Origin of the sequence: Paenibacillus sp. FSL R7-0345 (assembly GCF_038595055.1) — a bacterium.
Taxonomy (GTDB): Bacteria; Bacillota; Bacilli; order Paenibacillales; family Paenibacillaceae; genus Paenibacillus_AQ.
Map to the genome: position 1 here is coordinate 1,029,651 of NZ_CP152002.1, position 13,264 is coordinate 1,042,914.

The window sequence follows — 13,264 nt, forward strand, 5'->3', positions numbered from 1 at the left end:
CCTGAGTAATAATGTGACACTCCTGCCGCCTGAAGCGGGGGTGTTTTTTTGTGCCTGCCCGTCTGGTGGAAGCTGAACGGTGGAGACGGGGAAATCCGCCCGGCTGTGCATCCGTTTACGAATACTTTATCTGGGTGTAGCTTTTTTAGCTTATCCGCAGGGGGAGGTCGTGGTATAATTTTCCTGTGTGTTCGTATCCGGGAAAGTGAGTGATCTATGCATGCGGCTCAGGCAGATGGCGGCAGCTTTTTTGTTTAATGAAGATAAAGAGATACTGCTTCTGCAAAAAAAGGCCAACAGCCGATTTCTCGGCGGACATTTGGTTCCTGTTGGAGGGCATATTGAGGACGGGGAATTTAGTGATCCGCAGCGGGCCTGCTTAAGGGAAATTGAGGAAGAAACGGGACTGGCGGAGCAGGATCTAGGCGGATTGACGCTCAGGTACATCGTTAACCGGCTCAAGGCCGGACAGGAGATCCGCATACAATACATATTCATGGGCATTGTTGCACCTGGAAGCCGTATTGCTTCCGGTGAAGAAGGTGAGCTGCTGTGGAAGGATACCGGCAGACTTGACGGCGCTCATATAACGGCGTCAACAAGCGCAGTGCTACAGCATTATTTTGAAACAGGAATACATAATAATCACATTTATATGGGCACCATGCATTCGCTGCAGGGGGAGCCTGCGGTGAGCTGGAGCATACTGGATGATTGGGAGGAGTAAGGGATGAACGGTTGTGTATCGATTCTGGGTGTGCCGTTTTCCAGGCTGACGCTTGACGAGACGGTGGTATATCTGGCTGAGCAGATTGACAAGGAGCGCTCCGGACTGTTTCATCTGATTACAGCCAATCCGGAGATTACGCTGGCGAGCCAATCTGATCAGCTGCTGCAGGAGATTATCCTTCGTGCAGATCTGGTCGTGCCCGATGGCATCGGGATTGTGCTGGCTGCCAAAAGAAAAGGCGAACCTGTCCCGGAACGTGTCACCGGCTATGATCTGCTGCTCCGGCTGCTTGAACAGGGAAATAGGCAGGGCTGGAGCTTTTATTTTCTGGGGACGGATGAAGAGACAAGCCTTCAGGCGGTGGAGCAGATTAACGTCAGATATCCGCAGGTGAAGCTTGCCGGCAGGCATCACGGATTTTTCAGCACTGAGGACGAGCCGGGGATTATAGCAGAGATTCAGAGAAGCAAGCCGGATGTTCTGATTCTGGCTATGGGGGCACCTTATTCAGACAAGTGGCTGCATAAGCACCGTCATGGGCTTACGGGAGGGAAGCTTGCTTTTGGAGTCGGCGGCAGTCTGGATGTTATCTCGGGAAAAGTGAAGCCGGCTCCGCCGATCTGGAAAAAGCTCAATCTGGAGTGGGCCCACCGCTTGCTTTTCGCTCCGGTAGCCAAAGGCCAGAAGTCCCGCTGGCGCAGACAGGCTGCGCTGCCCAAATTCGTCTATCGGACGATGATCCGGAAAGGGAATTGAAATGATACATTGAAAGATAAAAACAAGCTTCAGAGAATAAGAGATTATTGGCAGCAAGACAATGTTCTTTATAAATGAAGACGATCAGATCCAGGCTGAAATCAGCTATCAAAATCCTGTTATCCGGTTTGACAGCCGGAACCAGTAAGTGTAACTGTAAGCCCATCATAATTAAGGAATGAGTGCCATATGGAATTGATCGACAGCAGCAGAAGGATTGACCTGATTAAGGATACCGTTTATTGCTTTATCTCGCCCGAAGCTGAAGTCCTGGATATCGAGAGTACGCCGATGAAAATGGGGTCACAGGCTGTAGAGCTGATGCGTAATAAAGTCTGGCTGCAGCCCGCGACAGGAATACAGGGCGGAGCAGCTGAAAAAGAGGAGATCTCGCTAATAACGAAGCAGGCTACTTTTGTGGAACGTTCGGCACTTTCCAGACTCTATTCGCAGGGGGCCAAGGTTCCGTTCAGCCTCTCGGGCCAGCCGCTGCATGAAGGGCGCAGCCTGCTGTGCATTGAGGATATAGACTACAGGACAGATTACAGCAGACTGGATATTCCCGCGCTTCAGCGTAAGGAGATCGAGGCGCTGGCTTATATTCATCATGTTAATTTAGGCTGCAAATGCGATCTGCCTTGGCTGCCGCCGGTGAATGAGGCCTACATTGCAGTAATGATTAATGAAAATTGGAAAATGGCCTGGGAACACGCCAAACAGAATCCGGCCTTTGCCGAAACCTTCGGGCCGGAGACTCTTACGGGAATTGAGAGAATTGCCGGGCGGATTGTGGAGGACATGGTGCCGGTAATCTACGATACAGACACCTATACAATGGTTCATAATGATCTGAATCCGGGCAATGTTCTGGTTTATAACAATGATAAGATTCGTTTCATTGACTGGGAAGAAGCCCGCTATGGCTCGCTGTTCATGGATATTCCCATGCGCTGCGAGACTTTGCAGCAGGCAGAGGAATACCGGAGACATCTTAACACCTTAGGCTGTCATATACCGCAGCAGCATTTTGCAGAGCTGTTCCGGGCGGCTTCCCGTTACCTTGGCCTGCGGTTTATGTGCTGGAATCTGGAAGTATGGCAGCAGAACGAACAGGCCAGAACGGATTTGGTCAAATATATGAAGATGGTGACGGCTCCGCTTTATAGTTAAAGGGGCTGTTGCATATGCGCTGCGTTGTTACTGAAGGAAAAAGGAGGAGAAGTTATGTCCCGGAGTTTCGAGGTTGTACTGAAAAAGGTAGTCGATCACTCTTATGCCATTGAAATCGGTGAAAAGCTGTTCCCGTCGCTCATCCGCGACCTGCAGCAGGGACTTGTCCCCGGCGTAAGCAAGTACGCTGTGATTACAGATTCTTCCGTTGAGCGGCTGTACGGGCGTCCGCTGCTTGAGCTGCTGCGGCAGCATGGCTTTGCGGCAGAGCTGTTTGCCTTTCCGGCCGGCGAGAAATCCAAGACCCGCGAGACCAAAGCGCGGCTGGAAGATGAGCTGCTGAGCCGCTCCTACGGGCGGGACTGCTGCATTATCGCCGTCGGCGGCGGTGCAGTAACGGATCTGGCCGGTTTTTTGGCCGGCACATTCGGCCGCGGGGTGCCGAGCCTGAACTATGCGACTACGCTGCTGGCAGCAGCCGACGCATCGGTCGGCGGCAAAACCGGCGTAAACACCCCGGTCGCCACGAATCTGATCGGCGTATTCCATCAGCCGCGCAAGGTGTACGTTGATCTTGCCGCCTGGCATACACTGCCGGTGCGTGAGTTCCGGAGCGGTCTCGCAGAGACGATTAAGCATGCCTGTCTGGCCGATGCCGGATTTTTCCGTTATCTGGAGGAAAATATCGGCAAAGTCGTTACGCCGGACGGTGAGCTGATCCTTGATCCTGAGACCTGTGAACAGATTGCCTTGCACAACTGCCGGATCAAATATGAGGTGGTTCAGCAGGACGAGCATGAAAGCAACCTGCGGCAGATTCTGAACCTCGGCCATACAGCCGGAAGGGCGCTGGAAGCGGTCAGCGGGTATGCGCTGCTGCATGGAGAAGCTATAGCCGTGGGACTCGTAATCCAGGCAAGACTCGGAGTGAAGCTCGGTTATATGACCTGTGATGAGGCCGACCGGGTCGAAGCCCTGCTGCGGAGAGCGGGCCTGCCGACAGAGGTGCCGGCTTCCATTACGAACCCGATGCTGGTGGACAAAATGTACACGGACAAGAAGGTGCGCAGCGGACAAATCCGTTTTGTTTTCCAGGATGGAATCGGAGCGATGAAGAGGTTTGCGGACGGCTCCTATTCTGTTCCGGTGGCAGAGGACACGATTACGGCACTGCTGCAGGAACTGCGGGGGTAACGGGCCTCCCATTATCCGGTGAAAGCATCTCAGCTTATCGGGGTAAGTAATAGTAAAGGATAAGCAGGAGGCGATTGAAATGGGTAACCCGATTAAGGAATTTAAGAACAGCATCGACGGTCTAAAACAGTCACTGGATGGTGTGAAGCAGTCGGTAGACCGTCTCAAAAAGCCGGTAGACGAAGTAAAAGCAAATGTACAGGAAACACTGGACGAGGCGAAAAGCCGGACGGACGGTGTGAAATCGGAGCTTGGCCGGATGAAGGTCTGTGTGCAGGAGACGAAAGAGGTGCTGGGTGAGGTCAAGAATACCCTATCCGCAGCCTCGGAAATACTGTATACGCAGAAGCGTCATAAACGGCTGTTAAGCCGCAGGAAAAAAGCGGATATGGCCGGCTCGGCAGGGTAATGAAGTTTTTGGAGTAATCAGGTAAGCGGGAACAGGCTGGATTACGCGGAGACTGCGGATTGGTGAGAGGCGGATTTTTTCCTGCGGAAAGAGTAAACAGGATGAATACGAAGGATACCGCGGTGTATAATTAGCTGTTTGGCGGACAAGAAGAGGCCTGCTGCCGATCTAACGGACTGAGATGACGTTATTTGCCTGATTTGAGGTATAGCACAATTCTAACGGACTCCGCAGCCCTTATTGTCCATCTATTCGTGCAAAACTCGGATTGTTGGCTTAAATAAGGATTTCTGAGTCCGTTAAAAGGAAAAACCACTGCCAAACCGGCATTTTACGTCATCTGTGTCCGTTAGGAGTTTCCAGGCCTCTCGGGGACGCGGGGTTTGTGACAGCATCACCCAATCAACTATCATCCGCCAACAAACAGAGCAGTGGTCCTCAGGTAAACGGAAGTCTGAGGCTCGCTGCTCTGTATGGTTTACCGGCTGTCATTCGGTATGCCTCTGAAGGAGGAATACCCGAAGCAAGCAGTTGTTGTATGTTTTTTACCGGTGATTGTGTATGGCTGATACTGTTTAATTTGAGCCAGCCTCTTCATTGGCGTTGGTACCTGTCTCCGCACCTGTGTCCTCCGGCGTCAGATTCAGTTCACCCTCTGCACCCGGGTTCATATTCTGGTGGAAGTCCGTATTCATGTCTGTGCCCGCATCTGCATCGTTTGACCCGGCACTCTCGAGCGAGTCAACCACGAATACGGGGACATACTGCTCTCCGGTTTCCGTCTGCACATAATCATAGCCGCCCTGGTACTGGCCGGTGACTACAGCAGATCCTGTAGCAGAACCAGCTCCGCCTTGCAGGGAAAGGTAACGTCCGTCAGAGAGGCCGACACTCCGGCCGTTATTGTCCCTATAGATGTCAACACTCAGCTTAACGTTCTCATATTGGTGAAGCTCCAGATCGTAAGCGGAGATAAAAAGCGGCTCTGTCACTACCGGGCGAATTCCGGTGAACTGATAGCTGCCGTTGCTTAAAGTGTACACCCCAATCTCACCGGACACGCCGTTGCCAGTATCTGCATTAGCGACCAGAATTGAGGCGTCCTCAGCCTGTAGCTCATAGCTGTCACCGGAAAAGGAGAACAGCACGGAAATACCCTCAGGCTTGATCTGATAACCGGTGTAAGCGGTGCGGCCGTCATCCAGGCTTGCCTCGGCTACCACAACAGGCACTTCGGCCACAGCAGCCAGCTGGCCGGCAAAGGAAATGCCGCTCAGCCGCGCGAAGTCCGGGATAATGTCGCCTGTGCGCGTAGAGATGATTCCATCTTCTTGCAGATCGGCATAATACAACCGGCCGCTGGTATCTATCCCGGCTACGGCGATTTTAGCTCCATCCTGCCCGGAAACAGAAGTGACCAAAGTATATTTCCCTGTCTCATCACCGCCCGGCAGCAGCCGGACGGGCTCGGCGATGTTCCAGGCCAGCTGCGCTGCAGCAATGTCTGCCGAAGTATCCTGCAGCGTAGTGAGGCTGCTGTACAGCTGAATTGCCTCAGCGAACTGCCCGTTCCGTACAAGCCGGGCAGCGCTGGACAACAGCTTTGACGTGCTGCGCTTAATGGAGGCCAGCAGCTTGGACGAGTCGGCATCAAGTCCGGCCGATGCAGCGTAATTACTGTACATCACAGCATGACCTGCAAAAGCTGGTACGTTATCTCCATCAAGATCTTTGTCGAGGATAAGCTGCGCGCTTTCCTCGGCCTGCTCCTGTACCCATGGAGCTGTATAACTGTGACTGCTGTAAGCCTGAGCCATGGATAAGGCACTGTCGAGCATGGGCTGAAAGCTGCCGGCTGCCGCCAGAGCCTTAAGCCCGGCGATATCATGTGCTTCAAACTCAGCTGCCAGCAGCGCCGTCTTGTCGTCTGCTCCTCCATAATAAGCATCCGGAATCAGCAGGAGGTTCCATTTATACGTCTCGCCCGTATCTCCGCCACTGCCGCCGGCTGCAAGCTCGGCCAGGAACTGTTCCTTGAACTGCCGGAATCCCTCCGTCAGCTGCACGGAAATGCCCGACTCCTCCGAGAGCTGGCGGTAAAAGGCTTCATACGGTCCGCCGCTGATGAAATATTTGGCCTTCAGGCTGAGCAGAGAAGCGTAGCTCTCCATGAAGCCGGCGAAATCCTTCGTAACGAGCTGATCCGCAGATGTGCGGACCAGTGTATCAAGGCTGCTGCGGATTGCCGTAATCGGCGCCAGCTCCGTGAGCCGTCCGGCAATTTGTTCCTCTTTATAATGGATAGAAAAATTATCCGCCGCCTGGCGGTACAGCCGCTCGGCGGCAATCAGATCCCCGGCGGTATACATCTGCTCAGCCTCCTGCACCACGCGGATCTTGTCCCCGATCAACAGCACCTTTGAGCCGAGCAGCCCCAACATACATATACACAGAATGATCATAATATTCCGCAGGGTTATGGCTTGTTTGAACGTCATAGTATAGTAGCCCCTTTTTTTCGAAAATAAAGCCTGCCTGAAATCTCCGGCACGCTATTCAAAAATCGGGGTCCCAGCGGTATTTCGCTTCCCTGACTTCGGCTACCTTCTGGTCCAGTCCGTTCCAGGCCTCATACGGGCTGGCGGAGATCAGCCTGGATAAGCGCAGAAAGCGGTCCTTGGGCAGCTCGTGGATATATCTTCCGATCATTCCGGAATAGAGCAGCACATAACGCTTGAGGCGTACGGACGCTCCGGCAACGCCGGCCAGAATGTCTCTGCCCTTATCCATTTCAAGAATTTGCGCCTCATAATTTTTGACATAGCGGAGCGTGCGGTCCTTAATCAGCTCGGGCCGGACCCGGGCAATCTCGCCGATATATTCGGCAAGCAGCGGCTCGAAATCTCGCAGCAGCAGCTGCTCCAGCTCCAGATTCATATCCTTGCGCAGCTGGAAGCCGTGCAGCAGGGCAACACGCTGGCGGGCGATCCGGTCACCGCGCAGCAGGATGGAGATTTCGCGCAGCTTCTCATAGGCCAGCACATCATCTTCACGTAATACAGCAACGGCCTCCTGGCGGTTCAGCTCCAGCCCTTCCCGGATGCGGTCGATATTCCGGCCTAACAGCTCGTTGAGGGAGACGAGATTTTCATTCTGCCGGACTTTCCGCTGCATATAGTAGAGAGCTGCGGTCAGCACAGCTCCACCGGCGCCGCTGAGCGCCATCTGCTGCAGGCTCTGGCCAAAGTAGACTGCCGCCAGTGTGAGCAGCACGACAAGCAGCAGGCGGGTCTGCATTTTGCGCCCGGCCAGCGATGCGGCCTGCTGCTCAACCGGTCTGAGCGCGGCGCGGCCGCATTTGAGACAGCGTTCTTCGCCGAGCGCGGTATAATTGCCGCAGTGCCGGCAGATCCGCAGCTTGCTGTAGGTGTAGCGCGGAGCCTTGAACGGCCGGAAGGTGACAGGTCTTTTCTTAGTCACGGGATGAAGTCCCTCCATTCAGTGCGGCGAGCAGACGCTCATCGATATCATCACGGGTAAGCGGCTTGCGCCGCCTTGAGGCATACAGTGAAATTTGAATGACGGCATAAAGAAACGCAATGCCGAGTATGACGTATGAAATCATGGAACTCTCCCTTTCATGCAGGCGTAAAGTTGAAGTTTACAATGTTTAATTATATCATAATGGCATGCTATTGACAGATTTTAGCTAAGTGCCGCAACGTCCCTATTACCGAATATAACACAAGAGGAGCCATCTTTATGCTTCGTACACAGCTTTGCCCCAGAACAACCAAGAATATGCTGCAGAGGCTGATCCCGGCACTGCTGCTGATTTTGTGCCTCATGACATCACCCTTTGCAACACTTCGGGCTTCGGCAGCCCCGGCTGTATCAGCGGCCGGCCCGTCCCGGATTGATGCGGTGCTGCTGATCGATGTCAGCAACTCCATGAATAAGAGTGACAAGAGTAATATCGCCGGCGAGGCGATGAAGATGTTTATAGATATGCTGTCGACGCAGGGTGACAAGGTGGGAATCGTAGCCTACACCGACAAGGTACAACGCGAAAAGGCTTTGCTTGAAATCGGCTCGGCTGATGACAAGCAGGACCTGAAGGATTTCATCGACGGGCTGAACCGCGGACCTTACACGGACATTGCTGTCGGTATGGAAGAAGCGGTTAAAGTGCTGCAGAACGGCAGTGATCCAAGCCATGAGCCAATGATCGTCATGCTGGCTGACGGCAACAATGACCTCGACGAGGCCAGCGGCCGGACCCAAAGCCAGTCTGACAAGGAGCTGTCCGCTGCAGTAGACGCTGCCAAGCAGAAGGGCTACCCGGTTTATACTATAGGGCTCAATGCTGATGGCAAGCTGAATAAAGACATTCTGGCCGGGCTGTCTGATGATACAGGCGGCAAATCGTTTACAACGAACTCCGCGGACGATCTGCCGCAGATTCTGAGCGAGATTTTTGCCAGCCATCTGAAGCTGAAGATTGTTCCGGTCCAGTCGATCACGGCAGACGGCAGCTTCCAGGAGGTTACGGTCAACGTTCCGAACAGCAGCGTGCTGGAAGCGAACATTTCGATTATGTCTGCACAGCCGGTAACCGCGAAGCTGACCGATCCGTCGGGCAAGGAAGTCGCGATCCCGTCAGATGATGTGCTGCTGTCCAAGTCGTCCACTTATAGCCTGATCAAGCTGCTGTCGCCGGAGCAGGGGGACTGGAAGCTGCAGGTGAAGGGCGTTCCCAAGGACAAAATCGACATCAATCTCGTATTCAACTATGATCTCGAGCTCAAGATCGATGCGCTGCCGTCAGCAGCGTACAAGAAGGGCGACACCATCGACATCATCTCCCATCTGTACAGCAACGGTGCTCAGGTAACACTCAGCAATTTATATCAAGATATGAATGCTGTGCTGCTCGCTACGGACCTTGATACAGGGACTGTGGAGGAAATCCCGCTGGACAATTCCGGGGCGGAATTTAAGGGCGCTTTTAAAATTAAAGAGAGTCATAACTATGAGCTCAAGGTCCGCGCGGAGGAGAGCAGCTTTTACCGTGAAAGTGATGTGCTCAAGATCGATGCCAAGACGGGGGCTGTAAGCACGGCGCCTGCAACCGGCAGCGGAACAACCGGGGAAGAGCCGCTTCAGGAAAAAGAGTCCTCGAACACCCTGTACTTTATCATCGGCGGCATACTCCTGCTGCTCATCGCGGCGGCTGCGGTATGGATGCTGCGCAAGCAGGCGAACCGCGGCTTTGTCGGTCAGATGGTTGTAGAGGTGCTGGACGGCAACACAGGTGAAAAGACGTATCCGCAGTATAAGAAGCTGTCCGGCTTCCGCGGCAAATTCACGCTTCATCAGCTGCTCCAGCTGGCTCCTGAACTGAAGGAGAGCGAGAAGGTTGTATTCACACCGGGCAAAAATGACCGGCTGCTCCTGCGCAGCAGCGAAGGCATCACAGTAGAAAGATCCGGACGGGCGGCTGACGCCTCGCGCGGGCTGGAGCTAAAGAGCGGGGACCGCGTTTCGGTACCGCTGCAGACAGTAGACAAGACCATTCTGTTGGAGTTTTTAATATAGAGGGGGAGAACCTATGAAACCGGTAGTAAGAGAGCATATTCAGCAGCTTGACGTATCGCTTGGCGGGGGAATCGTCAGCGACAAGATCAGAGTAGATACGATTGATAACCCGATTCTGATCATCGGCCTGGGGGGCACGGGGATAGATGCCCTGCTGCGCCTGAAATACCAGATTAACCGCCGCTTTAAGCTGCCTGAGGACCCGATTTCCAAGAAGAAGCGCGATAAGCCGGACAATGTGGAGTTTCTGGCTTTTGAAACGAACGAACAGGACCGCGGCAAAAAATACAAAGGCATCGGCCTTGATCCGCAGAACGAATTCGTGCTGCTGGCGAACGCGGAAATCGGCGGCCTGCTGCAAAACAGAAGCATCCTCGATCCGTATATCACGGAATGGCTGTCGCCGGAGCTGAGTATCACCGATGGCATGAACGGGGCTGCCGGTGTGCGCCAGGCCGGACGCCTGCTGCTGTTCACCAAGATCAACCAGGTCGTCGGTGCGATCGACAAGAAGATTAAGACACTGTCCGTCGGCACTAACAAAAAGCTGATGGTATTTCTGCTTACCGGCCTTTCCGGCGGTACAGGCAGCGGTTCTTTTCTCGATATCGCTTATATTGTGCGCGGGATTATTGAACGTGACTATGGCGCGGCAGGCATCGACCGGGTTAACACCCTAGGCTACCTGTTCACACCGGATGTCAATCTGTCCAACAAAAGTCTGAGCGAGCACACCCGCGAGTATATCCGCAAGAACGGTTATGCTGCGCTCAAAGAGCTGGATTACTGGATGAACGTGGATAGCCGGGGTGAGCGGTTCCGCCAGCAGTACGGCAATATTTTGACGGTTAATTCGCCGTTGCCGCCGTTTAACCTTTGCCATCTGATCTCCGCAACGAATACCGAAGGCAAGCTGCTGGAGAATGCTTACGACTACTGCATGAACGTAACAGCGGAGAATATCACGAACTTTATGGCCAGCGAGGAAAAAGCCTCCGGCGAGGAATTCGCCATCCATGACTATATCAGCAACATCAACACGAACATTGCCCAGATGAACAAAACGTATCCGGCCAACTATCAGTACAACATTATCGGGGCTTCATCGGCCGTGCTGCCGATTGAGGAGATGACCACCTATCTGGCCTACCGCCTGTTCGATAAAATGGACAAGATGTTCCAGCAGGCTCCGGGCCAGGAGGATGTCGAGAAATTTGCCCGCAAGCTGGGCATCGACCTCGATACGATGATCAAAACCTTTGAATCCCGCGTACCAGAACCGCTGCCGGGCTATCAGAACAGCGAGCGGCTGAGCCACGCCAATGTCATCAAGAACCAGGTTGTCGACATGGATACTGAGCTCGAACAGAGCTTCCTGTCCCGTGCGCGCGAGGAATATATCAAGGCGAAGAAACAGCTGCCGGGCGAAATCACCGGACGGTTCGGCGAGGAGCTGGAGCGGATTTTCCTGCATCCGGAGCAGGGTCCGTTCTATGTGTCCCGCCTGCTCTATACCGAGAAGGGCTTCTGCATTCTGAAGCTGATCCAGTCCTATATCGAAGCGCTGCGCGAGAGCCTGCTGCGTCTGCCGCGTGATATCGAGACGGCTCAGGACAGTGCGGAGGAGAAGCTGGGCGATGCGCGGAGCGCTTTTGTATCCAAAGAGAAGAAGAAGAATGCCTATATCGAAGCCAAAATCAATGAGTACTGGCTGCATGCCGATGTGGAGCGTACGGAGCAGATGATTCAGTTCTACGAGGATCTGTTTGAGCTGCTGAATGAAGAGAACAGCCGGATTTACGGGGTGTTTACGGAGATTCTGAGCGCGCTCAGCACGATTTTTGAGAAGAACGGCAATATTCTGCTGAACGGTGATGAGCAGACCGACCACCGCGGCAACAAAACCTACTACTGGAATATCGTCAATGTGCCGGATATTGCGGCGAACATCTCCAAGCTGATGGACCAGAAGGACGGCGACGACCTGATCCGTGATTTTGCCCGCGAAATGCTGAAGCATTCCGGCCGCTGGGTGAGAGAGCAGGAGATTGATATCGTCCGTTCGATTTCCGAGTTCCTGACCGACAAGTTCGGCGATCTGATTACCCGTTCGATGGAAGACTTCCTTGTGATGAAGTACGGCCGCGAGGAGCCGCTGGACAAATTTGTGGAGCGGATTATTGCCGGAAGGCTGGATGAGGATGCAGTGCCGATTTTCCATCTCAGCAACAGCTCGGGCAGCCTGCACTTCCCGTCATGGGGCTTCGTCTCCGTGCCGGTTAAAGCACCGGGTATCCTGAAGGGGATCCGGAATTACCAGAACAATGCGCTCGGCAAATCGCAGTTTACGATTAAAGAGAGCGAGGTTAAGAACCGGATTTTCTGGCTTAACACCCGGAACGGCGTGCCGCTCTTTGTCTATACTCCGCTAAGAGTATATGAAGAAAACTACGAACGCACCATCCTGGATAAGGAAGGGATCGGCCGCCATCTGGTGATGACCGACAAGAACAACTGGACCTATCTGCCGTCTCCGATTCCAGAGAAGTCCTGGGGCGATACCTATATGAATGCCCGTGTGCGTGAGTACAATGCCAGAGTCCGGGCTGATTTTGAGCGGGCGTTGGCGTCCGGGGTTATTATCGAAAAAGGTCTGGATGAAAATACGAGCAGCCGCTACTCGGTGATATTCACCAAACCGTTTGATATCGATAAGCTGCTGAGCGGCTATGATCTGCAGCTTGGGTCTTCCCGTCCGAACCTTGGTGAAGTGAAGAAGGCGGCTGATGAGCTGCGGTCGCTGCGCGAGAACGGACTGGAGCGCGAAAGCGTGAAGGATATTTTCGGCAGCATTAACAAAGAGATGGCTCAGGAAAACCTGATCCGTTCGCCGCAGCTGATTGCCCGTGTGCGTGAAGAGCTGGTTAAATATGATTCACTGGCAGCCAAGGCTGCCGAGCTGGATGCGCTGCTGCGTCAGTACCTTGATGAAGATAAATGGCTGGACCAGTTCATTGAAGCCCTCTACACCGACACCATTGTCAAAAAAGGTGCACTTTACGTCTACGACCGCGACGAGGAAGAAGATGCCTGGGAGCCGTTCGCTAATTTAATGAAGGAACGCAGCTATGTGGAATATGCCGTATACCGTCATTTCCGTGCGCTGGATGAGAAGAGCCGCAGTGTGCTGCTGCGCAAAGCGGCCCGCCGTTCCGGAGAAATGACCGCAGCTGAAGATGTAACCCCGCTGCTCTATAAGCTGGAAGGGCTGTATGTCTCCTTCCTGGAAGCGCGTGACAGTCTGGAATATGAGCGGGTAGAGCATGCCGACGGCGATGAAATGTACGGCTTCTACAAGAGTCTGACCGGCAAGCTGGCCAGCATCCGCAGAAAGCTGAAGTAAGCCT

General features: G+C 53.7%; 10 protein-coding genes. 7 read left to right on the top strand and 3 right to left on the bottom strand.

Annotated elements, in window-relative coordinates; genetic code table 11:
* Positions 1–235 precede the first annotated feature (235 nt).
* The 5 genes from NST84_RS04360 (at position 236) to NST84_RS04380 (ending at position 4,259) form a co-directional block, all read left to right on the top strand.
* Complete coding sequence (locus tag NST84_RS04360; protein ID WP_342564417.1) at positions 236–727, top strand: NUDIX hydrolase; 492 nt, start codon at positions 236–238, stop codon at positions 725–727.
* A 3-nt stretch (positions 728–730) separates the two neighbouring features.
* Positions 731–1,486 (top strand): WecB/TagA/CpsF family glycosyltransferase, encoded by a 756-nt coding sequence (locus NST84_RS04365; RefSeq protein WP_342564418.1) that lies wholly within the window; start codon positions 731–733, stop codon positions 1,484–1,486.
* Between the two features lie 189 nt (positions 1,487–1,675).
* Entirely contained in the window at positions 1,676–2,656 is a 981-nt protein-coding gene (locus tag NST84_RS04370) for a phosphotransferase (RefSeq protein ID WP_342564419.1), read from the top strand.
* Positions 2,657–2,710: 54 nt separating this feature from the next.
* Positions 2,711–3,850 carry a 3-dehydroquinate synthase gene (gene aroB, locus NST84_RS04375; RefSeq protein ID WP_342564420.1) on the top strand — a complete coding sequence of 380 codons (1,140 nt, stop codon included), beginning with the start codon at positions 2,711–2,713 and terminating at the stop codon, positions 3,848–3,850.
* Between the two features lie 79 nt (positions 3,851–3,929).
* Complete coding sequence (locus NST84_RS04380; protein WP_342564421.1) at positions 3,930–4,259, top strand: hypothetical protein; 330 nt, start codon at positions 3,930–3,932, stop codon at positions 4,257–4,259.
* 575 nt (positions 4,260–4,834) lie between these two features.
* Here the strand turns inward: NST84_RS04380 and NST84_RS04385 are convergent.
* The 3 genes from NST84_RS04385 to NST84_RS04395 are packed head-to-tail and all read right to left on the bottom strand — an operon-like array spanning position 4,835 to position 7,884.
* Entirely contained in the window at positions 4,835–6,757 is a 1,923-nt protein-coding gene (locus tag NST84_RS04385) for a hypothetical protein (protein ID WP_342564422.1), read from the bottom strand.
* A gap of 58 nt (positions 6,758–6,815) precedes the next feature.
* Positions 6,816–7,739, bottom strand: coding sequence for a hypothetical protein (locus tag NST84_RS04390; protein WP_342564423.1), 924 nt, complete (start codon positions 7,737–7,739; stop codon positions 6,816–6,818).
* On the bottom strand, positions 7,732–7,884 hold the full coding sequence (locus NST84_RS04395) for a hypothetical protein (RefSeq protein ID WP_342564424.1): 153 nt from the start codon (positions 7,882–7,884) through the stop codon (positions 7,732–7,734). Before NST84_RS04395 ends, NST84_RS04390 begins: the two co-directional genes overlap by 8 nt.
* 221 nt (positions 7,885–8,105) lie before the next feature.
* Here NST84_RS04395 and NST84_RS04400 point away from each other — a divergent pair, with 221 nt between their 5' ends.
* A complete protein-coding gene (locus tag NST84_RS04400; protein WP_342566345.1) occupies positions 8,106–9,857 on the top strand; it encodes a vWA domain-containing protein in 1,752 nt (583 codons plus the stop codon).
* 13 nt (positions 9,858–9,870) lie between these two features.
* Positions 9,871–13,260 (top strand): tubulin-like doman-containing protein, encoded by a 3,390-nt coding sequence (locus NST84_RS04405; RefSeq protein ID WP_342564425.1) that lies wholly within the window; start codon positions 9,871–9,873, stop codon positions 13,258–13,260.
* Positions 13,261–13,264: the final 4 nt, after the last annotated feature.